Annotated in this window: 18 protein-coding genes and 4 pseudogenes; 12 read left to right on the top strand and 10 right to left on the bottom strand. The window is 71.1% G+C overall.

The features are described from left to right. Positions 1 to 19: 19 nt before the first annotated feature. Positions 20 to 1,483 (top strand): aldehyde dehydrogenase, encoded by a 1,464-nt coding sequence (locus tag MTP03_RS15695; protein ID WP_248489042.1) that lies wholly within the window; start codon positions 20 to 22, stop codon positions 1,481 to 1,483. Between the two features lie 17 nt (positions 1,484 to 1,500). Here MTP03_RS15695 and MTP03_RS15690 read toward each other — a convergent pair whose 3' ends face one another. Then, positions 1,501 to 2,721, bottom strand: coding sequence for a helix-turn-helix domain-containing protein (locus tag MTP03_RS15690; RefSeq protein ID WP_248489041.1), 1,221 nt, complete (start codon positions 2,719 to 2,721; stop codon positions 1,501 to 1,503). 96 nt (positions 2,722 to 2,817) lie between these two features. Between MTP03_RS15690 and gatC the strand changes: the two genes are divergently transcribed. Both gatC and gatA read left to right on the top strand, forming a co-directional pair. Continuing rightward, complete coding sequence (gene gatC / locus MTP03_RS15685; protein WP_248489040.1) at positions 2,818 to 3,126, top strand: Asp-tRNA(Asn)/Glu-tRNA(Gln) amidotransferase subunit GatC; 309 nt, start codon at positions 2,818 to 2,820, stop codon at positions 3,124 to 3,126. A 2-nt stretch (positions 3,127 to 3,128) separates the two neighbouring features. After that, a pseudogene (gene gatA / locus MTP03_RS15680) lies at positions 3,129 to 4,519 on the top strand (Asp-tRNA(Asn)/Glu-tRNA(Gln) amidotransferase subunit GatA); the annotation flags it as partial. A 129-nt stretch (positions 4,520 to 4,648) separates the two neighbouring features. On the opposite strand, the gene MTP03_RS23895 reads toward gatA, so the two are convergent. From MTP03_RS23895 to MTP03_RS15655, 6 genes are all read right to left on the bottom strand, one after another. Then, complete coding sequence (locus MTP03_RS23895) at positions 4,649 to 5,080, bottom strand: carboxymuconolactone decarboxylase family protein (protein WP_371820981.1); 432 nt, start codon at positions 5,078 to 5,080, stop codon at positions 4,649 to 4,651. Positions 5,081 to 5,156: 76 nt separating this feature from the next. Beyond that, positions 5,157 to 5,630, bottom strand: coding sequence for an Rrf2 family transcriptional regulator (locus tag MTP03_RS15675; RefSeq protein WP_248489039.1), 474 nt, complete (start codon positions 5,628 to 5,630; stop codon positions 5,157 to 5,159). 144 nt (positions 5,631 to 5,774) lie between these two features. Beyond that, the gene (locus tag MTP03_RS15670) at positions 5,775 to 6,686 is read right to left on the bottom strand and encodes a DUF559 domain-containing protein (protein WP_248489038.1); all 912 of its coding nucleotides are present in this window, start codon (positions 6,684 to 6,686) and stop codon (positions 5,775 to 5,777) included. Positions 6,687 to 6,798: 112 nt separating this feature from the next. Then, positions 6,799 to 7,353, bottom strand: coding sequence for an alpha/beta-hydrolase family protein (locus MTP03_RS15665; RefSeq protein WP_248489037.1), 555 nt, complete (start codon positions 7,351 to 7,353; stop codon positions 6,799 to 6,801). A 314-nt stretch (positions 7,354 to 7,667) separates the two neighbouring features. Further along, positions 7,668 to 8,627, bottom strand: a complete 960-nt coding sequence (locus MTP03_RS15660; protein ID WP_248489036.1) for an IS481 family transposase — start codon at positions 8,625 to 8,627, stop codon at positions 7,668 to 7,670. 79 nt (positions 8,628 to 8,706) lie between these two features. Next, positions 8,707 to 9,063, bottom strand: coding sequence for a hypothetical protein (locus tag MTP03_RS15655; RefSeq protein ID WP_248489035.1), 357 nt, complete (start codon positions 9,061 to 9,063; stop codon positions 8,707 to 8,709). Positions 9,064 to 9,739: 676 nt separating this feature from the next. Here MTP03_RS15655 and MTP03_RS15650 point away from each other — a divergent pair. From MTP03_RS15650 to gatB, 6 genes and pseudogenes are all read left to right on the top strand, one after another. After that, complete coding sequence (locus tag MTP03_RS15650; protein WP_248489034.1) at positions 9,740 to 10,147, top strand: hypothetical protein; 408 nt, start codon at positions 9,740 to 9,742, stop codon at positions 10,145 to 10,147. After that, the gene (locus tag MTP03_RS15645) at positions 10,051 to 11,013 is read left to right on the top strand and encodes a sensor histidine kinase (RefSeq protein WP_248489033.1); all 963 of its coding nucleotides are present in this window, start codon (positions 10,051 to 10,053) and stop codon (positions 11,011 to 11,013) included. Before MTP03_RS15650 ends, MTP03_RS15645 begins: the two co-directional genes overlap by 97 nt. Before the next feature lie 9 nt (positions 11,014 to 11,022). Further along, the gene (locus MTP03_RS15640) at positions 11,023 to 11,679 is read left to right on the top strand and encodes a response regulator transcription factor (RefSeq protein ID WP_248489032.1); all 657 of its coding nucleotides are present in this window, start codon (positions 11,023 to 11,025) and stop codon (positions 11,677 to 11,679) included. A 69-nt stretch (positions 11,680 to 11,748) separates the two neighbouring features. Further along, complete coding sequence (locus MTP03_RS15635; protein WP_248492234.1) at positions 11,749 to 12,780, top strand: ATP-dependent 6-phosphofructokinase; 1,032 nt, start codon at positions 11,749 to 11,751, stop codon at positions 12,778 to 12,780. Between the two features lie 91 nt (positions 12,781 to 12,871). Then, positions 12,872 to 14,044 (top strand): hypothetical protein, encoded by a 1,173-nt coding sequence (locus tag MTP03_RS15630; protein ID WP_248489031.1) that lies wholly within the window; start codon positions 12,872 to 12,874, stop codon positions 14,042 to 14,044. A gap of 35 nt (positions 14,045 to 14,079) precedes the next feature. Beyond that, positions 14,080 to 15,587 (top strand): annotated as a pseudogene (gene gatB / locus MTP03_RS15625) (Asp-tRNA(Asn)/Glu-tRNA(Gln) amidotransferase subunit GatB). A 95-nt stretch (positions 15,588 to 15,682) separates the two neighbouring features. Here gatB and MTP03_RS15620 read toward each other — a convergent pair. Then, positions 15,683 to 16,720 (bottom strand): sorbosone dehydrogenase family protein, encoded by a 1,038-nt coding sequence (locus MTP03_RS15620; RefSeq protein WP_248489030.1) that lies wholly within the window; start codon positions 16,718 to 16,720, stop codon positions 15,683 to 15,685. 77 nt (positions 16,721 to 16,797) lie between these two features. Here MTP03_RS15620 and MTP03_RS15615 point away from each other — a divergent pair, with 77 nt between their 5' ends. Then, positions 16,798 to 17,934 (top strand): DoxX family protein, encoded by a 1,137-nt coding sequence (locus MTP03_RS15615; RefSeq protein WP_248489029.1) that lies wholly within the window; start codon positions 16,798 to 16,800, stop codon positions 17,932 to 17,934. Positions 17,935 to 18,003: 69 nt separating this feature from the next. On the opposite strand, the gene ilvD is transcribed toward MTP03_RS15615, so the two are convergent. Next, entirely contained in the window at positions 18,004 to 19,845 is a 1,842-nt protein-coding gene (ilvD, locus tag MTP03_RS15610; RefSeq protein ID WP_248489028.1) for a dihydroxy-acid dehydratase, read from the bottom strand. A gap of 125 nt (positions 19,846 to 19,970) precedes the next feature. After that, positions 19,971 to 20,444, bottom strand: a pseudogene (locus MTP03_RS23890) (PH domain-containing protein); the annotation flags it as partial. A gap of 304 nt (positions 20,445 to 20,748) precedes the next feature. Between MTP03_RS23890 and MTP03_RS15605 the strand changes: the two are divergent. Together MTP03_RS15605 and ilvN are read left to right on the top strand one after the other, a co-directional pair. Further along, positions 20,749 to 22,697, top strand: a pseudogene (locus tag MTP03_RS15605) (acetolactate synthase large subunit). After that, positions 22,694 to 23,197 carry an acetolactate synthase small subunit gene (gene ilvN, locus MTP03_RS15600; RefSeq protein WP_248489027.1) on the top strand — a complete coding sequence of 168 codons (504 nt, stop codon included), beginning with the start codon at positions 22,694 to 22,696 and terminating at the stop codon, positions 23,195 to 23,197. The pseudogene MTP03_RS15605 and the gene ilvN overlap by 4 nt, the downstream one beginning before the upstream one ends. Positions 23,198 to 23,236 lie beyond the last annotated feature (39 nt).

Genomic DNA, 23,236 nt, shown 5'->3' with positions numbered 1-23,236 from the left:
GACACCCGGAGGTGTACCGATGACCACCCTGAACACCACCCTCGCGCAGCCGCGCAGCTATATCGCCGGCGAGTGGGTCGACTGCACGACGCTCGACGCGTGGAACGTCGACCCGAACACGGGTGATCCCGTGCATCGCATGGTGACCACCACGCCGGCCGACCTCGAGCGCGCGCTGCAACTCGCGGAGCAGGTGTACGAGCGCACCGACTTCACCGCCGACGACTTCCGGCTCGAGCGCGCCGACGCGCTCGAGCGGGCCGCGGCGAAGGTGGAGGAGCGGATCGAGGAGATCGCTCGGATCGACGCGCTCACCAGCGGCACCGCCATCAGCGCCACCCGCAAGGTCGCGGCGTTCCTGCCGTACCGCCTGCGCGGGGCCGCGGCCGAGGCGCGCACCATCGCCCGCGTCACCCCGCTTGCGGCGGACGGCCGGGACGTCCGTCTGCACCGGATTCCGTGGGGCCCGGCGGCGATCCTCACCCCGTGGAACGGGCCCAGCTTCATCCCGGCCGCGAAGGTCGCCAGCGCGATCGCCGCCGGCTGCCCGGTGATCCTCAAGCCCTCCGAGCACGCGCCCGCCAGCGCGCAGATCATCGCCGAGTGCTTCGTCGACGCCGGATTGCCCGACGGCGCACTCCAGCTCGTGCACGGCACCGGCGAGATCGGCGCGGCGCTCACCGGCGACCACCGCGTCCAGGTGGTCTCGTTCACCGGCGGCCCCGGCGCCGGCCGGGCCATCGCCCGCGCGGCAGCGGAGGACTTCAAGGTGCTGCAGCTCGAACTCGGCGGCAACAACCCGGCGATCGTCCTGGACGACGCCGACGTGGACGTGGCCGCCGACGGGATCCTCACCGGCATGACCAACCTCAACGGCCAGTGGTGCGAGGGACCGGGCAAGGTCTTCGCGCCGCAGCGGCTGGTGCAGCCGCTGCGGGAGGCGCTGATCGCGCGGATCGCGAAGCTGCGGATCGGGCACTCGCTGGACGAGGCGACGGACATCGGCCCGATCTCCAACGAGCCGCACTACCGCACGCTGCTTCAGCGGATCGACGGCCTGCGCGCGCTCGGCGCCGAGATCGACCAGCCGGGCGAACTGCCGGGGCTCACGGGCTACTTCCTGTCCCCGACGATCGCCACCGGTTCGGACCCCGATCGCACCACCGCCGAGCTGTTCGGTCCCGTGATCTCGTTGCACGGGGTGGAATCGGACCAGGAAGCGCTGCGCGCCGCGAACGCGCACCCGTCGGGCCTGGACGCCTACGTCTTCGGCACCGATACCGGTCGTGCGATCGCCGTCGGGGCCCGCATCAAGTCCGGAGAGGTGCGCGTGAACGGCGCGAAGGTGGCCGACCTCGGCGACGACTCGGCGCAGAGCTTCTGGGGACCGTCCGGCATCGGCGGGCACGGCCCAGCCGAGTCGGTCCGCGTGTTCTGCGGCGATCGGGTGGTCGGCGTCGATTCGCCGGACCTGCCGATGTGAGTCCGCAGTGGCTGCCCTCAGTCCCGCAACTGCACGAGCATGAGGGCGGCCACGACGCTCGCCGCGTTGTCGGCGAGCGGCGCGGGCAGAAGCTGGTCCACCCGCGCCAGGCGCCGTTCCACGGTGTTGCGGTGCGTGTACAGCTTCTCCGCCGCGGCGGAGGCGTTGAACCGCTCCCGGATGTAGGTGAGCGCGGTGTCCCGGAGTGAGGCGTCCGCGGTGGCGAGATCGCCGAGGGTGTCGCTCACGAACTGGTCGGCCTGTGCCATGTCGGCCGTGATCACCGCGATCAGCGCGACGTCCTCGTACCGCACGACGGGCCTCGTCGAACCGACCCGCGCCAGCATGCGCTGCGCGTTGGCGGCGTCCAGATGGCTGCGCCGGAAGCCGTCGAGATCGTGCCCCGGGCGGCCGTAGGCCACCCGGACCCCGCGATGCGTGGCCACGGCGGCCTCCGTCTCCTCCACGGTCGGCGTCGCGTCGGCCGGAACCCACACCCACAGGGCGGAGGCGCTGGCGTTGAGCGTGAGCCGCCGTGGCGCGCCGCCGATCCGCATCACGGCCTCGGCGGCGGCGTCCAGCCCGCCGGCGTCGTCGGTGGCGTCGCTCCAGATGATCGCGGCGACATGGCTTCCCGTCAGGGCGTAGCCCAGCCGGGCCTCGGCGCGGGCGCGGGCGATCGGGGCGCCCTCGAGTAGTAGCTGGACCGTCGCGTGCCGCTCCGCGCTGGCGCCCCGGGCCAGCTCGGCGCGCTCGCGTTCGACGTATGCATCGAGCGCCGCGATGGAGTCGTCGATGAAGGTCGTCATCGACCGCTCGGAGACCTTCATCAACTCCCGCAGCTCGTCGAGGTCGCTCGTCACCGCGAAGCACTGGTCGACCCACGCCGACCACGCGCCGTGCTGAGCACCTCGCCAGGAGCCGAGGTCGTGCATGTCGAGTCCGCGCCGCACCATGTCGCGGGCCAACTGCAGGATGTCCGGGTCGTTGCTGGGCGCCACCCGCGCGCCCGGGTCCTGCAGATTGGCCGACAGCCAGTGCATCATGTTCGTCTTGTTCATCCGGCGGTCCGCGGCCTCGAGCTGCGGGTCGTCGAGTACGACGCGATAGTCGGCCGATTCGTGGGCGGCTGCGGTGAGCTCGTCGACGGCGGTGTCCGAGTACGCGAGGAAGCGTTCCGCGGCCTCCCGGATCAGCGCGGCGATGCGCCGGTCGGGGCGTGGCCATGACGAGTCCATCGTCGCACTGTAGCGCCGACGGCCGGCTGCGTCGGCCGAGACGGCTCGCGTGACGCCGTGTGCGGACCGCGAACGGCGCCGCCTAGGATTGTTCCCATGTCTGCCATCTCCCGGGACGAGGTCGCCCATCTGGCGCGCCTGTCGCGCCTCGCCGTCACCGACGAAGAGCTCGACGTCTTCGCCACGCAGCTCGATTCGATTCTCGAGCACGTCAAGGTGGTGACCGAGATCGGCTCCGACGGTGTGAACGCGGACGTCGCTCCGCTCACGCTGCCGGTGGGCAACATCAACGTGAACCGGGCCGACACACCGTCGGGAAGCCTGTCGCCCGAGGAGGCGCTCTCGGGCGCGCCGAACCGCGAGGGCGACCGCTTCGCCGTGCCGCGCATCCTGGGGGAGGAGTGACCATGACCGCACCGTCGAACCTGCGCACGGCCACCGAGATCACCGGCGCGACCGCCGCGGACCTGGCCGCGAAGATCGCCTCCGGCGATCTGAGTTCCGCCGAGGTCACCCAGGCCCACCTGGACCGGATCGCAGAGGTGGACGGCGAGCTGGGCGCGTTCCTGCACGTCTCCGGCGAGCAGGCCCTCGCGGCCGCCCGCGCCGTCGACGAGGCACGCGCGCGCGGCGAGCAGCCCGCGTCCGCGCTGGCCGGCGTGCCGATCGCCCTCAAGGACGTGTTCACCACGACCGACGCGCCCACCACCTGCGGCTCCAAGATCCTCGAGGGCTGGACTGCGCCGTACGACGCCACCGTCACTGCGAAGCTGCGCGCCGCCGGCATCCCGATCCTCGGCAAGACCAACATGGACGAGTTCGCCATGGGCTCGTCGACGGAGAACTCGGCGTACGGCGTGACCCGTAACCCCTGGGCCGCCGACCGCACGCCGGGCGGCTCGGGCGGCGGTAGCGCCGCGGCGCTCGCCTCGCACGAGGCGCCGCTCGCCATCGGCACGGACACCGGCGGGTCCATCCGGCAGCCCGCGTCGCTGACCGCCACCGTCGGCGTGCGCCCCACCTACGGCGCCGTCAGCCGGTACGGCCTCGTCGCCTGCGCCTCGTCGCTGGACCAGGGCGGGCCGTGCGCGCGCACCGTCCTCGACACCGCCCTGCTGCACGAGGTGATCGCGGGGCACGACCCGCGCGATTCCACCTCCCTCGACGCGCCGGTGCCCGGCGTGGTGGCCGCCGCGCGGGCGGGCGCTTCGGGCGATCTGAAGGGCGTCCGGGTGGGTCTGGTGAAGGAGTTCGGCGCCGAGGGCACCGCGCCGGGCGTGCAGGCGTCGTATCTGAAGGCCGTGCAGCAACTGCGCGACCTCGGGGCCGAGACGGTCGAGGTGTCGCTGCCCACGCTGCAGTACTCGCTGGCCGCGTATTACCTGATCCTCCCGTCGGAGGTCTCGTCGAACCTGGCCCGGTTCGACGCCATGCGCTACGGCCTCCGGTCGGGCGACGACGGTACGCACTCCGCGGAGGAGGTCATGGCGCTCACCCGTGAGGCCGGGTTCGGCCCGGAGGTAAAGCGGCGCATCATGATCGGCACGTACGCCCTGAGCTCCGGCTACTACGACGCCTACTACGGCAGCGCGCAGAAGGTCCGGACACTGCTGGCCGAGGACTTCGCGCGTGCGTACGAGTCCGTGGACGTCATCGTCTCGCCGACCACCCCCACCACGGCGTTCAAGCTGGGGAGAAGGTCGGCGATCCGCTGGCGATGTACCTGTTCGACCTGTTCACGTTGCCGACGAACCTCGCAGGGCACTGCGGCATGTCGGTGCCCTCGGGGCTCTCGACCGACGACGGGCTCCCCGTCGGCCTGCAGATCCTGGCGCCCGCGCAGGCGGACGACCGGCTCTACAAGGTGGGCGCGGCCTACGAGGCCGCGCGCGCCCCGTCGCCTGACGGTCCGCCGCACCCGGCGCGGTCAGGCCGCCGGGTGCAGGTGGGTGGTGATGCCCAGCATGTTCATGGTGTTGATGGTCCCCACCGCGACGATGAGGTCGGTGCGGCGCTCCTCTCCGAGCAGCCGGCCGGCCTCGTCCCACAATGCGTCGTCGACGGTATCGATTCCGCCGGTGAGGCGCTCGACGAAAGTCAGTGCCACGCGCTGGGCTTCGTCGAAGAAGGGGCTCTCGTCCCACGCCGTCAACCCGTAGAGCGTCCGCGGCGGCACGCCGAGCCGCTCCAGGTCGGTGGAGTGCTTGTCGACGCAGTACGCGCAGCCGTTGATCTGGGAGGCGCGCAGCTTCACCAGGTCGTACAGAACGGCGCCGAGCGACTCGCTCAGCCGCTTGTCCAGCGCGAACAGGGCGCGGTAGGTCTCGGGGGACGACGTGCGTCCGGCGGTGCGGCTCATGGGGATTCCTTTCAATAGGTGGATATTGAATGTCCAGGTATTAGGTCCGACGGTGCGCCCGCCCGGCCGCGGCGGTTCAGCGGAAGTGTGCTCGTGCCCGGTCCGCGACGCGCTCGCCGGTCTCGTCGGCGAGGTCGGCGATCGAGGTCGCGGCCAGCTCGCGTCGCCAGGCCAGCTCCGCGCCGCGCATGGCGTGCGCGATGCCGCAGGGCTTCGAGAACTCGCGACGCGGACGCTCCGCGTTCATGCCCTGCTGCCGGATCTCGGTGCAGGCGAACGCGTCCGACGGTCCGTCGATCGCCGCGACGACGTCCATCAGCGTGATCCGTGACGCCGGGCGCGCCAGCCGGACGCCGCCACGACGTCCCGCCACCGACTCGGTGATCCCCGCCCGCGCGAGCGCCTGCAGCTGCTTGCCGAGGTACGCCGCGGGCAGGTCGTAGGACTCGGCGAGCCGGGCCGCCGGGGCGGGGGTGAGGCCGCCCTCGTCGAGCCAGTGCAGCAGTACGCACACGTGCGCCGCCCACTCGACCCCCTCGTTCATCCGCATGTCTCACTCCTTAAACCCAGACATACAGTATCCGGTTAATTGGCCGCGGGCAATCCCCGCCGCTCCTCACCCCGCCGCCCCGGTCCTGACTTAACAGCGTTAGTCCAGGCAGCTTCCTGGGGAAACGCCTGCATCCGCTGCTTGCTACTCGCTGGTAGCCGAGGTGGCGTCGAAGTCGTGCTCACTCAGCGCCTTGCGGACCCGGCGCAGCAGGATGTCGCCGCGGTTCACCAGCGGGCCGGCGGTCACGATGATGAGGTTCCATCCGAGGTCGTTCTCGAGCACGTTCCACCGCTCGACATCGGCCGCGTGCTGCTTGCCCTCGCGGTGGTGCGCTCCGTCGTACTCGACCGCGACCTTGTGCGTCTCGTCCGCGAGATCGAGGAAGTATTCGCCGTCCAGCACCGGTACCTGGGGAATCATGGTGGTCAGCCCCGCTCGATGGAGTTTCAAGCGGGAGAAGGTCTCCCACGGCGACTGCGCGCGGCCGTCGGCCTCCATGAGCACCTCGCGGATCCGCGCGCCGCGCCACCACTCACGGCGCTCCAGTTCGGCCTCGATCCGCGCGAGCGTCGCCATCGGCGGCCGCGTGACCCACGCCGGACGGTGCGCCGTGGCCGGCCTGCCGTGCACGCGCAGGCACTGGTCGGCCGCGGCGATGGCCTCGTCGCCGGGGACGTACCGCAGGAGGTCCATCGCGGTCCGCAGCGGCGAGGTGCACGGCAATCCGTACCGCACCACCACGTCGGACGGATCGAGCTGAGCGGTTCTGCTGATCACGCCGCGGCGCCGGATCTGCTTGGGCCCCATGATCTCGACCGAGTTCCGCGACTGCGCCATCATGTGCAGGTGCAGTCGCGCCGCGCTCCAGCCGCAGAGGGCGTGGCCCGGGTACAGCCGCACCATCGCGGTCGCCAACTCCGCCAAAGTCGAGCGCCCGTTCCGGCGCGCGCGGATCCCCGGAGTCACGCAGCGGTAGTCCTTCTCCGCCGCATACCTCCCCACCTCGGCGACCAGCTCGCTCGAAACCCGGACCTCGTGCTCGTGCGCCCCCATACCCATTGGACGCGCGAGTGATGTCGCCGGTTCCCTCGCCTGGTTACCGGTGAGTAGCAAGCAGTAGATGCAGGCGTTTCCCCAGGACGTGGTCTGTGCTAACGCTGTTAAGTCAGGGTGGGGGCGGGGGCGGTGAGGTCGGAGACGAGGGCGGAGCCCGGCGCTCGTCGTAGCGGTGGCCCAGCCCGGGCGGCGGTGCGGTCGCGCCCAGCAGGTCGACGGTGGCCTGCACGAAGGAGACCAGCGGGAGCCACATCGGGCGCGGCGTGGTCCGCCCGCCCAAGGCTGTCCGGTCCGGCGGGGCGACCAGGAGTCGGGGCGACCAGATCCCCACGGGGTCGGAGGCGTTGAGCTGCGCGACTCCCGTCACCGGGACGCCGGCGGGCGTGCCCGCCTGCACGACAGCCTCGACCCGCTGCCCCACCTGGGCGGCCCGCTGCCGGGCCGCCACGACCCCCACGGTGCCCAGGCTCTGCCCGTACAGCCGTACCGGGGTCGACGGTGCCCTTCGGTGCAGTTCGTCGATCAGCGCGCGGGCCGCCGCGGCCGCGGCGGCCCGATGCAGCAGGAACGACTGCCAGCTCGGCATCTGCGTGTACTGCACGGCGACGATCGCGCTGTCGCCGCCGAGCGTCTCCTCGACGCCGCGCACGAAATGCGGGTCCACCCAGCCGGATCGGTGGGGACCGCGATGACGACGGCGCGCCGGGCCGGGCCGCCCGCGGCGAGCAGGCGGTCCACCGCGACGGCGGCGCGCTCGGTGGGAGAGGCACCGTCGGACAGGGCGGCGTACACCCGGACGCCCGGCGTGGCGGTGGCGATCGCGGCGAATCGTTCCGCGTACGAGGCGGACGGCGCATCGGACGCCGCCGCCGGCCAGGCGATTCCGGCCACGGCCACTGTCGCCGCGAGCAGCCCGACCTTGGCGCGCCGCCACGCCGCGGCGGTGGCGGCGGCCAGGGCACTAGATGTACCCGGCCGTCACGTTGGTAGCAGGCGGCTGGTCGGCGGGTGGCCTCCGAGTGCGCTGTGACGGCGTTCAGTGTTGTAGAAGGTCAACCACGGTGCAAGGGCTGAGGTGCGGGCATCGCCGCTGAGGTAGACGCGGCGATAGGCCCACTCGGTCGCCAAAGTCCGGTTGAACCGCTCGACCTTGCCGTTCTGCCACGGGCAGTGGGGTTTGATGAACTTCTGCTTGATGTCGTGCCGGGCGCAGACAGCGCGCAGTGAGTACCGGTAGGCCCAGGCGTTGTCGGTCATCAGCCGCTCGATTCGGGTGATGCCGTGCGCAGCGAAGTAGGCGATGGCTCGTTCGAGGAACGCCGCGCAGGTGATGCCCTTCTCGTCGGGCAGGACCTCGCTGTAGGCCAGGCGGGAGTGATCGTCGACGACGGAGTGGATGTAGTCGTAGCCGAGCTTGACCTTCCGGTCGCGGGCGATGCTGCCGCGGCCGTGCGCCCGCCACCCTCCACCATCAGGGATCCGGCCGAGCTTCTTGACATCCATGTGCACGAGTTCGCCTGGACGGCAACGCTCATACCGCTTGGCTGTCTGTTTGGACGAGCGGATCACGTCGCCGGTGATCGGATCACACTCCCGCAAGTACGGCACCTTGTGCCGCCGCAGGATCCGAGAGACGGTCCTCGCGGGCACCCCGACCTTCGGGCCGAGGACATCCGGGCCGTCCCGATGTTCGGCACGCGCTCGGAGAACATTCTGCTCGACCTCGTCGCTGGTCTTGGTCGGCATCGTGTGTGGCCGCGAGGACCGCGTGACAAGACCCGCGTCGCCTTCAGCGGCGTGGCGGTCGATCCAGGTCTTGACGCACTTGCGGGACACGCCCATCGCCGCCGCGATATGGGCTTGACGCCAGCCGGCCTGATGCCGCTTGATGATCAGCCGCCGACCATGAACGGTCAGCCGGGCACTACCGTGGGACACGAGAACCTCCGAGTTGGTGTGGGCCTTAGACAAGCCACATCCCACTCGGAGGTTCTCCCTCGTTCAACCAGCCACGCCGCTACCAACGTGGTGGCCGGGTACAACTAGAGGCGAACGGCGCGGCGCCGAGCACCGCGGCGAGCGCGGTGAACTCCACGACACCCACCTCGGTGACGCCCGCGGCGGCGCGAAGGTGGTTCTGCCACAGCAACCATCCGACCAGCGCTGCCGGCAGCACGTACAGCGCGCACCGGTACGAGGGCGCCACGCCGCGGCGCCGGGCCACCGCGCGTCCGATTAGCGCGCCCACGAGGCCGAACAGCAGGGCCACCGCGGCGGCGACGGCAGCGCTGCGCGGCAATTGATTCGGGAACAGCGCGACCGCCGCTCCCACGGCGTAACCGGTGAGCACCCCGGGCGCCGGCCGCGTGATCACAGCCGGCCCCGGCGGTGAGCCAATCGGCGGCGAGCTCGGCGACGGACTCGGCCCGCGGCGGACCGTCGTGCTGGCGCCAGGTGTTGGCGCGCACCGCGAGCACGGTGATCCCGGCGATCTCGCCGCAACTGCGCCGCGACTCGAGGGGCTGGGCGGCGCAGGAGGCCGCGAGCCGATCGGCGAACGCGTCGTCGAGGAGTCTCCGGGCCCAGCCGCCGAGGGGCCGGCCGAGCCGGTCGGCGTGCCGGAGCAGGTCGTAGCCCAGGTCGTGCGCCCGGCAGGCGGGGGTGAACCCGGCGGGCAGGCGAAGGACGCTCGAGCACTCCCCGTGCGGGTTCACCGCGTATCCCGGCCCCTCGGCCGCGCGGTAGCCGAAGCCGGCGGGCAGCGCGCGCACCTGCGCCGCGGCGGCCACGGACGGGTCGCTGACGGCGCGCACGGCGGCGGCGGTCGAGGCGTCCTCGACCGGAGCGGCCGCGGAAGCGGTGGGGATCGCGGTGGTGAAGGGAATGCCGAGGGACAGGGGCACGGCCAGGACGGCCGCGGCGGCGATCATGCGAGTCATACCGGCGACGGTGCCGCCCGCGGCCGCGGCACCGGATCGGCTGCGCGAGTGGTCCGATATCACCCGGAAGTATGAGGACACCGCGCGCGGCTCACCCCTACGGTTCGGGGCATGAGAAACACGACTCGCAGCATCGAGCGCGCGGCCCGGGCGACAGTGCGCGCCGGCCGCTACCTGGACCGGCAGAGCGCCCTGCACATCCAGGCCCCGGACGGAGCGCTGCACGCGACACCGCTCGGGGTCTTCCTGTCCCGGAAGATCAACTGGCTGTTCCTGGTGGTGGCGCTCATCATGTGGGCCGTCGCCTGGCCGACCCTGAACGAGCAGTTCCACGTGCCGGCCGCGGTGCTGCCGATCATCAGCGGGTTCTCGGTGCTGCCCATCGCGATCGCCTGGGCGCACCCCGGGCCGCGTGGGGGATCGTGGCCGCGACCGCCGCGATCTTCCCGATGCTGTGGTTCGCCCCGAAGCAGGACTGGCAGTGGAACTGGCAGGTCTCGCTCATCATGGCGATGCTGATCACCAGCTGGTTGGTGTTCCTGCGGAGCAAGCCGCTCGACGCGATCGCCGTGGCTGCCGCGAGCTCGGTGCTGTTCTTCGTCAACGCACAGCCGGGGACCGGCGGCGGGTGGGTCGCGGGGATCATGGTCTCGCTCGTGATCATCCTGCTGCTCCGGCTGGCGCTGCAGTCCCGCACCCGGCTCGAGGAGCAGACCGAGGTCAGCGAGCTCGAACGCGGCCGCCGCGCGATCCTCGAGGAGCGCACCCGCATCGCCCGCGACCTGCACGACATCGTCGCGCACCGGATGTCGCTGGTGGTGGTCCAGGCGCAGACGGCGCAGTACCGGGTGCCCGACGTCTCCGAGCGCGCCCGCGTCGAATTCGACGGGATCGCCGCCTCGGCCCGCGAGGCCCTCAACGAGGTCCGCGCGCTGCTCGGGGTCCTCCGCCTCGACAACGCGTCCGCCGAGCTCGCGCCCGCGCCCGGCCTCGGCGGCGTCGACGAGCTGATCGACGGCGCCCGCGCCGCCGGCGTCGTCGTCGAGTACCTGCCGCTGCCGGACCCGTCGGCGATCGGCGAGTCCACCGCCCTCGTCGCGTACCGCATCGTCCAGGAGTCCATCGCGAACGCGACCCGGCACGCGCAGGGAGCGGGCATCACCGTCGCCCTCACGCTGGACGGCGGGACGCTCAACCTGAGCATCGAGAACGGCCCGCGCACCTCCGACGCCGACCTCGGCGGGCCGGGGCTGGGGCAGGGCATTCCCGGCATGGCGGAGCGGGCGCGCACCGTCGGCGGGTCGCTCGCGGCCACGCCGACGCCGGGTGGCGGGTTCGCGGTGCGCGCGTCGCTCCCGGCCCGGCCCGACGGTGCCACCGCATAGGCTGGGACCGTGCCCATCACCGTGTTCATCGCCGACGATCAGGCCATGGTTCGGCAGGGCTTCGGCGCCCTGCTCGGCGCGCAGCCGGACATCTCCGTGATCGGCGACGCGCCCGACGGCAAGGCGGCGGTCGCCGAGGTCGCGCGCCTGCAGCCCGACGTGGTGCTCATGGACGTGCGGATGCCCGAGATGAACGGGCTGCAGGCGACGGAGGAGATCCTGCGCCGCCACCACGACGTCCGCGTGCTCATGCTCACCACGTTCGACATCGACGACTACGTGTACGAGGCGCTGCGCGTCGGGGCGTCCGGCTTCATGCTCAAGGACGCGCCCGCGGAGGAGCTCGTGCGCGCGGTCCGCGTCGTCCACGAGGGGCAGTCCTTGCTCGCGCCGTCGGTCACCCGGCGGATGATCGCGGAGGTCACCGCGGCCCGCGCGCACCGTCGGACCGCGCCGCCCGAGCTCGGGACCCTGACGCCCCGCGAGCGGGAGGTGCTGGAGGCCGTCGCCGCCGGACGCTCCAACGCCGAGATCGCGGCGGCTCTCTTCGTCTCCGACCAGACCGTGAAGACCCACGTCAGCAAGGTCCTGCAGAAGCTGCATCTGCGTGATCGCGCCCAGGCAGTGGTGTATGCGTACGAGACCGGTGTCGTGACGCCAGGGTGAACACGTCGCAGCTACTCGCGGGTTGTCATGACAGGTTGGGTCGGGCGCGGCAAGATCATGGGCATGAGTCTGCGAATCGGAGTCCTCACCGGCGGCGGCGACTGCCCGGGCCTGAACGCGGTGATCCGCGCGGTGGTGCGGACGAGTGATTCCCGGTACGGGTCGGCGGTGGTGGGTTTTCAGGACGGCTGGCGTGGGCTGCTCGAGGACCGGCGGGTGCAACTGTCCAACGACGACCGCAACGATCGCCTGCTCACCAAGGGCGGCACGATGCTGGGCACCGCCCGCACCCACCCGGATGTGCTGCGCGCCGGCCTGGACCGGATCAAGCAGACCCTCGACGACAACGGCATCGACGTCCTGATCCCCATCGGCGGCGAGGGCACCCTGACCGCCGCGTCCTGGCTCGCCGACGAGGGCGTCCCGGTGGTGGGGGTGCCGAAGACCATCGACAACGACATCGACTGCACCGACGTCACCTTCGGTTTCGACACCGCGCTGACCATCGCGACCGACGCCATCGACCGGCTGCACTCGACCGCGGAGTCGCACCAGCGGGTGATGCTGGTGGAGGTCATGGGCCGGCACGCGGGCTGGATCGCGCTGAACTCCGGGCTCGCGTCGGGTGCGCACATGGTGCTCATCCCCGAGGTCCCGTTCGACGTCGAGCAGGTGTGCCGGCTGATCAAGCGCCGTTTCCAGCGCGGGCACTCGAGTTTCATCGTGGTCGTCGCCGAGGGCGCGAAACCCGCCGAGGGCACCATGGAGCTGCGGGTGGGCGGCACCGACGAGTTCGGTCACGAACGGTTCACCGGCGTCGCGCACCAACTGGGTGTGGAGATCGAGAAGCGGATCAACAAGGAGGTCCGCACCACCGTCCTCGGCCACGTCCAGCGCGGCGGCACCCCCACCCCCGCCGACCGGGTACTGGCCACCCGCTACGGCGTCAACGCCGCCGACGCCGCGCACGCCGGCAAGGTCGGCCAGATGGTCTCCCTACGCGGCACCGGCATCGGCCTGGTCCCCCTCGCCGAGGCCGTCAAACAGCTCAAACGCGTCCCACGGGAACGCTACGACGACGCCGCCGAATTCTTCGGCTGATCGGTGCCGGCCCGTCGGGTTCGACGGTGCGCCGCCCGACGGACCAGCCGTCGTGAAGCGTCCCTTAAGCGGCCGCGGCGATGCTGTCGCCATGAACCCGAATCCTCCCTCGAACCCCGGTGTGCCCAGCTTCGGCCAGGACCCGGCGGATCCGCACCAGGAGACCCAGGTGCGTCCCACCTGGCAGTCCGGCGAGAACCTGCAGGCGTCGTACGGCGCACCGTCGTACCCGCAGTACCCGGGCGGACCCGCCCAGACGGCGTTCGGCGGTCCCGGACCGCAGGGACCGACGAAGCCGCGCCCGGCCTGGCTGATCCCCGCCCTGATCGGCGGCGCCGCGGTGCTCCTGGTGATCGTGCTGATCGCGGGGATCGCCCTCGTCAAGAGCGTCGGCGGCTCCGGCGACTCCGGCTCGCCCGGCGCCACGGTCAAGGCGTACTTCGCGGCGCTGCAGGCCGGCGACGCGAAGAAGGCGTTGAGCTACGGCAAGGAGGCACCCGCCTCCACCGAGCTGCTCACCGACGAGATCCTGCGCAAGCAGCGCGATCTGGCGCCGATCAAGGACCTGAAGATCGTCAGCGAGACGGGAGGGTACATGGGACAGGTGCACCTCACCGTCACCATCGGCGAAGTGGCCTACGACGAGGAGCTCAACCTGGAGAAGGTGGGCGACGACTGGAAGCTCAAGACCGCGGCGGTGCAGATCAAGCCGTACCTGTCGAGCGAGAACGACAAGCAGTACCTCACGATCCTCGGCAAGCCGCTGCCCGCGTCGGGCGTGGCGTACGTGTTCCCCGGCGCGCTGGACCTGGGGTCGACCAACAAGAACCTCGCGGCGCAGAAGTCGAAGTACAGCTCGCGTGACGACAAGGGGCAGGCATCGATCAAGGGGCTGTCGGCGTACTCGATCGGGTCGTCGGTGAACGTCGAGTTCGGCCTGAGCGACGCTGCGAAGTCGTCGGTGCGCGAGCAGATCGCCGCGAAGTACTCCGCGTGCGCCGCGTCGAAGGACCGCTTCCCGTCGGGGTGCCCGCAGTCGGACTTCTCGGGTGAGAACGGTACCTACACCTGGACGGCGCCCGCCGTGGACGGGATCGACCTCAGCGAGGCCGTGCGTGACGGGTCCACGACCTTCCGGGACAGCCGGCCCTGGACATTCACGGCGACCGGCCGCGACGGGGCGCCGGTGAGCGGGAGCGACACCGGCAGCGCCTACGGCACGATCACCGTGACCGCCGACGCCGTGGCCGTCTCCATCCGCTGACCGTCCGGTCCGCCCGGACTATTAGTCTGAAGGGCATGAGTGCCGAGCTTGCCGAACTGGATCTCCCCGAGTACGCGGACGTGGTCGCCCGCTACGAGCCCGTGATGGGCATGGAGGTCCACGTCGAGCTCGGCACCGCCACCAAGATGTTCTGCGGCTGCCGCACCGAGTTCGGTGCTGAGCCCAACACCCAGGTGTGCCCGACGTGCCTCGGCATGCCGGGCGCGCTGCCCGTCGTGAACAGCGAGGCTGTGCGCTCGGCGATCCGGATCGGCCTCGCGCTGAACTGCTCGATCCGGCCGAGCTCGGTGTTCGCGCGGAAGAACTACTTCTACCCGGATCAGCCGAAGAACTACCAGATCAGCCAGTACGAGGACCCGATCGCGTACGACGGCTACGTGGACGTCCCCCTCGAGGACGGCGCCACCTGGCGCGTGGAGATCGAGCGCGCGCACATGGAGGAGGACACGGGCAAGTCGACGCACATCGGCTCCGCCACCGGCCGCATCCACGGCGCCTCGCACTCGCTGCTCGACTTCAACCGCGCGGGCGTCCCGCTGGTGGAGATCGTCACCAAGCCCATCGAGGGCGCGGGGGAGGGCTCGAGATCGCGCGCGCCTACGTCACCGCGCTGCGTGATCTGTTGGCCTCGCTCGACGTCTCCGACGTCCGGATGGACCAGGGCTCGATGCGCTGCGACTCCAACGTCTCGCTCAAGCCGAAGGGCGCCACCGAGTTCGGCACCCGCACGGAGACCAAGAACGTCAACTCGCTGCGGTCCGTCGAGGTCGCGGTGCGGTACGAGATGCGGCGCCAGGCCGCGGTTCTCGACGCCGGCGGCACCGTCGTCCTCGAGACCCGGCACTTCCAGGAGGGCGACGGCACCACCACCGCCGGCCGCCCCAAGGAGACCGCGGACGATTACCGGTACTTCCCGGACCCGGATCTCGGGCCCGTCGCGCCCGCCGCCGAGCTCGTCGAGGAGCTGCGCGGCACCATCCCCGAGCTGCCGTGGCTGCGCCGGGCCCGGATCCAGGCCGACTGGAGCCTCTCCGACGAGGTCATGCGCGACCTGGTGAACCTCGGCGCGATCGACGCCATCATCGCCACCGTCGACGCGGGCGCCACGCCCGACGCGGCGCGGTCGTGGTGGGGGAGTTTCCTGCCGCAGCAGGCGAACACCCGCGGGGTGGAGCTGGCGGCGCTGGCGATCTCGCCCGCGCAGGTCGCTCGCGTGATCGCCCTCGTCGATGAGGGCAAGCTCACCAGCAAGCTGGCGCAGCAGGTCATCGTCGGCGTGCTCGACGGCGAGGGCGAGCCCGACGAGGTCGTCGCCGCCCGCGGTCTCGAGGTGGTCCGCGACGACGGCGCGCTGCAGCGGGCCGTCGACGAGGCCCTCGCCGCCAACCCCGACATCGTGGACAAGATCAAGGCCGGCAAGGTCCAGGCGGCCGGCAAGATCGTGGGCGACGTGATGAAGGCCACCCGCGGGCAGGCGGACGCCGCGCGCGTGCGCGAACTGGTGCTCGCCGCCTGCGAGTAGGCGTCAGTCGTCCGTCGCGGTGGAATCGCCGCTCGGAATCGGGATCAGTACCACCCGGTCGTCGGTGGGGGCCTGCGGGTTCGGCTTGTTGGTGGTCACGCCCTGCGGCAGCCCCGGGGGCCGATGGCGAGCCGCCCGAAGACGCCGTACTTCGCGCGGTCGAGCACCTGCACCGGCTCCCGGTCGGCAGTGGCGGAACCGTCGGGCAGCAGCACCATCTCCACCTTGCCCGCCCGCGACTCGCTGACGAAGACGGCACCGTCGGTCACGGCGCACCCGGCCAGGCCCGGCCGGTCCGGCCAACTCCACGACACCCCGACCGGATCGGTCGTGCCGGGCGTGATCACGCGCAGCGTGTCCTGCGTCGCGCCCTGGTCGGCGACGAAGATCGGCCCGCCCTTCGGCGAGCGGCACAGCGAGGCGCGCACGCCGCCCTCGGTGGCCAGCACCTGCGGCCGGACCGGGGAGATCGTGTTCGGGGACGGCAGGCGCAGCACCTTGCCCGCGAGCGATGCGGGATTGCGCGCGGCGGCGGTGTCGCCCGCATTGCCCGTGGCCACGATGAGATCGCGGCCCACGAACAGCAGCGACCCGGCGTTCCCGGTGGCGCCCTTGGGGATCCCCGCGAGGATCACCTTCGGCTCGTCACCGGGCGTCACGCGGACCACCCGGTTGTCGGTCGGGGTGCTCACGTAGGCGTAGAACAGCCGGTCCTGGGCGTACGAGGGTGACAGCGCGATCGAGGTGAGCCCGCCGTCACCCGAGGCGTCCACTCCGATTCGCAGCACCTCGCGGTTGGGCAGATCGGTGGTCGTGTACTGGATCGCGCCGCCGCGCTCCGCCACGTAGGCGTGCGAGAGATCGGACTCGGGGATCACCGCCGTCGGTTCGGTGAGGCAGGTGGCGAGCACCATGGGGTCCTGGTCGATGCACGGCCCCGGTGGCTTCGGGCCGCGGCTCGGTACGGGCGGCGGCGTCTGCGTGGTGGTGGTCGCCCGGCCCGTGGGCGGGCCGGTGAACGGCGCGGCCTCGCTCCCGGAGAAGTCGACGCACCCGGCGAGCAACGCGGCTGCGGTCGCGACCACGACCGCGTGACGCACGCCTGCGCGTGCGCGCCGGGACCCCTCACTCATGCCCGCCACCCTACCGATTCGCCGGTGCCGCGGTTCGTTCCCGGCCGTCCGTGCCGCGGCACTCTACTGTGGGGTGCGTGAGCGATAAGGACGGAACCGAGAACGAGACCGGCGAGGGTGCTGCCGCGTCCCCCTATGACTTCTCGTCCACGGGCGAGCTGCCGCGGTTCGGCGAGCGTCACCCCACGGGCGGCTTCATCCTCGACCCCCACGACGATTCGGACACGGGTATCGGCCCGGTGCTTCCGCGTTACCGTGACGAGCCCGCCACGTCGGCGGGGCTGGCACCGTCGGGCACGGAACCGGCGGGCACGGAGCAGGCGGCTGCAGCGGCCCCGGCACCGGCCACGGAGCCGGTCGGCTCCGCCCCCGACACCTCGGACCTGGCCGCCGCCATCGCGTCCGCGAACGCCGCCACGGCGGCGATCTCCACGTCGGGGACGCAGGGCACGGACGGGACGGGGCTCTCGAGCGACGAGCGCGACGAGTTCGGCAAGCGGTACAACCGCCGACGGGGCCGCGAGCGGGCCGCACAGGCGCGCGCGGAGGCGGAGGGCATCCCCGTCGAGGCCGCGGCCACGCAGGAGATCGCGCCTCCGCAGGGGCGGCGGTTCGGCAAGCCCGTGGGCGACACCGACGCCGAGCTGCAGGAGGCGCGCAAGGCGGCCCGGCGCGGGACCACCGACCTGGGCCTGTTGGTACTGCGGGTCACCGTGGGCGTGATCCTGGCGGCCCACGGCGCCCAGAAATTGTTCGGCATCTGGGGCGGCCCGGGCATCGACGGGTTCGCGTCCTACCTGCAGAACGGCAGCGATCCGTCGCTGGGCTTCGAGAGGTTCACCAAGGTCATCGCCATCGCGACCGGCGTCATCGAGCTCGGCGGCGGCGCGATGCTGATCGTCGGCCTGCTCACCCCGATCGCCGCGGCGGGTGCGGTGGGCGTGATGCTCTCGGCCGGGCTGTTCAAGCTCACCACGGCCGGCCAGGGGTTCGTGTTCTTCGCCCAGGACAAGGGCGTGGAGTTCGAACTGCTGATGATGATGGCGGCCGTCGCGGTGATCCTGGCCGGCCCCGGCAAGCTGTCGCTGGACTTCAGCCGCGGGTGGGCCCGCCGGCCGCACGCCGGCTCGGTCGTGTGGCTGGTCGTGGCGGTTGCCGGCGCGGTCGCGGTGTGGGTGCTGCTCAACGGGGCGAACCCGCTGGTCAGGCGCTGACGCGAGACACGCGAGAAACAACGGAGCCCCGGTCGTGACCGGGGCTCCGTCGTGTCGTCCGGGTACTGGCTACGGGACGTGGCGCACGGCGCCCTTGTCCGCGGAGGTCGCCAGGGCGGCGTAGGCGCGCAGCGCGGTGGTGACGGTGCGCTGCCGGTCCTTGGGTTGCCACGGGCGCTCCGAGGCCTCCATCTTGGCGCGGCGGCGCTCCAACTCGTCGTCGTCGACGAGGACCTCGAGCGCGCGGGTGTGCACGTCGATCCGGATGCGGTCGCCGTCCTCGACGAGGCCGATGACGCCGCCCGCCGCGGCCTCGGGGGAGATGTGGCCGATCGACAGACCGGACGTGCCGCCGGAGAACCGGCCGTCGGTGATCAGGGCGCACACCTTGCCCAGGCCCTGTCCCTTCAGGAACGACGTGGGGTGCAGCATCTCCTGCATACCGGGGCCGCCCTTCGGACCCTCGTAGCGGACCACGACCACGTCGCCGGGCGTGATCTGCTTGCCGAGGATCTTCGAGACGGCCTCCTCCTGGGACTCGACCACCACGGCCGGGCCCTCGAAGGTGAAGAGCTCCTCGTCGATGCCCGCGGTCTTGAGGATGGCCCCGTCGACGGCGATGTTGCCGCGCAGCACGCACAGGCCGCCCTCGACGGTGTAGGCGTGCTCGACGTCCCGGATGCAGCCGCTCACCTGGTCGGTGTCCAGGGTCTCCCACTGGTTCTTCGTGGAGAAGGGCTGCGTGGTGCGGACGCCGCCGGGCGCCGCGTGGAACAGCTCGAGCGCCTCGTCCGTGGCCTTGCCGGAACGGATGTCCCAGTCGTCGAGCCACGTATCGAAGGACGGCTCGTGGACGGTGTGCACGTCGGTCTCGAGCAGGCCGGCGCGGCGCAACTCGCCGAGGATGGCGGGGATTCCGCCGGCGCGGTGCACGTCCTCCATGTGGTAGTCGCTGTTGGGCGAGACCTTGGACAGGCAGGGAACCTTGCGGCTGATCGCGTCGATGGTGGCCAGGTCGAAATCGACCTCGCCCTCCTGCGCGGCGGCCAGCGTGTGGAGCACGGTGTTGGTGGAACCGCCCATCGCCACGTCGAGTGCCATGGCGTTGCGGAACGCGGCGGGGGTGGCGATGTTGCGGGGGAGCACCGACTCGTCGCCGTCGCGGTAGTAGCGCTTCGCGGCCTCGACGACGACGGTGCCGGCCCGCTCGAACAGGGCGCGCCGGGCGGCGTGGGTCGCGAGGGTGGAGCCGTTGCCGGGCAGGGCGAGCCCCAGGGCCTCGGTGAGGCAGTTCATCGAGTTGGCGGTGAACATGCCGGAGCACGAGCCGCACGTGGGGCACGCGGACCGCTCGACCTCACTGAGGCCGGCGTCGCCCACGGCATCGCTCGCCGACGCCGAGATCGCCGTGATCAGGTCGGTGGGGGCCTTCGCGACGCCGTCGACGACGACCGCCTTGCCCGCCTCCATCGGTCCGCCGGAGACGAACACGGTGGGGATGTTGAGACGCATCGCGGCGTTGAGCATGCCGGGCGTGATCTTGTCGCAGTTGGAGATGCACACCAGCGCGTCGGCGGTGTGGGCGTTCGCCATGTACTCGACGGAATCGGCGATGATCTCGCGGCTGGGCAGGCTGTAGAGCATGCCGCCGTGGCCCATCGCGATGCCGTCGTCGACCGCGATGGTGTGGAACTCGCGGGCCACGCCGCCGGCGGCGCGCACCGACTCGGCCACGATCTCGCCCATGTCCTTGAGGTGCACGTGGCCCGGCACGAACTGCGTGTAGGAGTTCGCGATGGCCACGATCGGCTTACCGAAGTCACTGTCCGTGAGGCCGGTGGCGCGCCAGAGCGAGCGGGCGCCCGCGGCGTTGCGGCCGACGGTGGTGGTGCGTGAGCGGAGCGGTGGCATGAGCTTCTCGCCTCGGATCTTCGTGTCGTACGGGCTGAAAACGGGACGCGTCCCCTGTGAACAGGAAGTGCCTGTCCGGGCGGATTATTCCGCCGTGACGTCCGGGATGCGGCCACCCGAGGCGACCGCGACGCGGGGAGCTGGCTGATGGTGACGGCGGGTAGTCGCACCTCGGAACCGTCGGTGCGGACTGCGTACACCGCACCGTTGTCACCGATTCTAATCCCTGCCAGTCCGTCCCACCCGATCGTGGTGGTGCCAGCGATGCGGACCGAGCGCACCCCGTCGGGGCTGATCACCGTCCGGACCCGGAGGATCCACACGGCGGCCAGCACGGGGAACAGCAGCAGGAGCCAGCCCAGAACGACGAGCGCGACGTTCGCGGCGCCACCGTCGACGGAGCGGCCCAGCGTCCACGGTCCGACGATCGGGGCGAGGCACACGGCGAACAGGGCGACGCCGAGCAACGCGATGCCCGGATGTTTGAACACGACGCGGTCGCCGGTCCGGTACGGGACCGCGGTGTCCCACGTGTGATCGGTGGTCACGGTACGGGTCGCGCCGGCGTCGGCGGGGCGGGTGACGGGTCGATCGCTCATAACACCTATTGTCGCACGCGGCAGGGTGATCTCAATATGTGGGAAGGTGGCGCCCACTGGTTTGACTAGGTGCCTCGGGGACGCCTACTTTCACTCATGTGAAACACAGCTACCAGCTCCTCGTAATCGGTCGGCGCGTCGTCGCCTGAACCGGTTTCAGCCGTTTCACACCAGCATCGACGCGCTACCCTCGCTCAGCTACCGCTGACGGGGGTTTTTTGTTGCCCGGATAGTCTTCGGGAGGCGCAGCGCGCGTCGACATGTCCATAGAGCAGAGCACCGCAGAGCACGAGAAGGTCAAGCCGTGAGCGCACCTACCGCTCGGCCCCACCCAGGGCAGAAGCCCGGGGCCCGCAAGCCCGGCGCCGGGATCCCCGGCGCGCATTCCGCCGCCTCGAAGCAGCACGTCGCGGACGTCGCGCACAGCACCCTTGAGGGTGCCCGCACCGTAGCCCCCGAGCGCGTCACCGGCGCCCAGTCGGTGGTCCGGTCGCTCGAGGAGATCGGCGTGGATACGGTCTTCGGCATTCCCGGCGGCTGCATCCTCCCGGTCTACGACCCGCTCCTCGATTCCAAGAAGGTCCGCCACGTCCTGGTGCGGCACGAGCAGGGGGCCGGCCACGCCGCCACCGGCTACGCGCAGGCCACCGGCAAGGTCGGCGTCTGCATGGCCACCTCGGGGCCCGGCGCGACCAACCTGGTCACCCCGCTGGCCGACGCGCAGATGGACTCCGTCCCGATCGTCGCGATCACCGGCCAGGTCGGTCGCCCGCTGATCGGTACGGACGCGTTCCAGGAGGCCGACATCTCGGGCATCACGATGCCCGTGACCAAGCACAATTTCCTGGTCTACGACGCGGCCGACATCCCGCGCGTCATCGCCGAGGCGTTCTACCTGGCGCAGAGCGGCCGCCCCGGCGCCGTGCTCGTCGACATCCCGAAGGACGTCCTGCAGGAGGACACCGTCTTCCGGCCGCCGCAGATCGATCTGCCCGGTTACCGCCCCGTCACCAAGCCGCACGGCAAGCAGATCCGCGAGGCCGCGCGCCTGATCGCCGCGGCGAAGTCGCCAGTCCTCTACGTGGGCGGCGGCGTGATCAAGGCAGAGGCTTCCGAGGAACTGCTCAAGCTGGCGGAGCTGACCGGCATTCCCGTGGTCACGACCTTGATGGCCCGCGGCGCGTTCCCGGACAGCCATGAGCAGCACATGGGCATGCCGGGCATGCACGGCACCGTCGGTGCGGTCGCGGCGCTGCAGCGCTCGGATCTGCTGATCACGCTGGGGCGCGGTTCGACGACCGCGTGACCGGCAAGCTCGAGTCCTTCGCGCCCGATGCCAAGGTCATCCACGCCGACATCGATCCCGCTGAGATCGGCAAGAACCGCTTCGCGGACGTCCCGATCGTGGGCGACTGCAAGGAGGTCATCGCCGAGCTCATCGCCGCGATCTCCGAGGACCGGGCCACCATCGACGCCCCGGACCTGAGCGTCTGGTGGGAGTACCTCGACGGGATCCGCAAGACCTACCCGCTGGCCTACAAGCCGGAGTCCGACGGTGCGCTGAGCCCCGAGTACGTGATCGAGCGCCTCGGCATCGCCGCGGGCCCGGACGCGATCTACTGCGCGGGCGTCGGCCAGCACCAGATGTGGGCGGCCCAGTTCGTCAAGTACGAGAAGCCGCGCACCTGGCTGAACTCGGGCGGTCTCGGCACCATGGGCTACGCGGTCCCCGCGGCCCTCGGCGCCAAGATGGGCGCGCCCGAGAAGGAGGTCTGGGCGATCGACGGTGACGGCTGCTTCCAGATGACCAACCAGGAGCTCGCCACCGCCGCGATCGAGGGCGCGCCGATCAAGGTCGCGGTCATCAACAACGGCAACCTCGGCATGGTCCGCCAGTGGCAGACCCTGTTCTACGAGCAGCGCTACTCGAGCACCGACCTGTCCACGCACTCGATGCGCATCCCCGACTTCGTCAAGCTCGGCGAGGCGATGGGCTGCGTCTCCTTCCGGTGCGAGCGCGAGGAGGACGTCGACGCCGTGATCGCGCAGGCGCGGGAGATCAACGACCGCCCCGTGGTCATCGACTTCATCGTGGGCGCCGACGCCCAGGTGTGGCCGATGGTGGCCGCCGGCACCAGCAACGACGAGATCATGGCGGCGCGGGACATCCGGCCGCTGTTCGACGAGGACGACGCGGCCGACGAGCCGGCCGTCATCCACGCGGCGATGGACCGTCAGGAGGGGCAGAAGTGAGCACCACGCATACGCTCAGCGTTCTGGTCGAGGACCGCCCGGGCGTGCTCGCCCGCGTCGCCTCGCTGTTCTCGCGCCGCGGGTTCAACATCGAGTCCCTCGCCGTGGGCGGGACCGAGCTCAAGGGCGTCAGCCGCATGACCATCGTCGTCACGGTCGACGAGCTGCCGCTCGAGCAGGTGACCAAACAGCTGAACAAGCTCGTGTCCGTGCTCAAGATCGTCGAGCAGGACTCGGCCTCGTCGGTGGCGCGCGAACTCATGCTGATCAAGGTTCGCGCGGATGCGACCACGCGCGGCCAGGTGACCGATACCGTCGATCTGTTCCGTGCCAAGATCGTGGACGTCTCGCCCGACTCGGTGACCATCGAGGCCACCGGTACGCCGGACAAGCTCGACGCGCTGCTGGCGGTCCTGGATCCCTTCGGGATCCGTGAGATCGCGCAGTCCGGCGTGATCGCGCTGGGACGCGGTCCGAAGTCGATCACCGCGACCCGCTAACTTAACTACTGCAAAAACCAGAAGGGACACCGAACCACA

This window comes from Tsukamurella sp. PLM1 (assembly GCF_023168325.1).
In the GTDB taxonomy this organism is placed as follows: Bacteria; Actinomycetota; Actinomycetes; order Mycobacteriales; family Mycobacteriaceae; genus Tsukamurella.
This window is presented reverse-complemented; position numbering and strand designations above follow the sequence as displayed.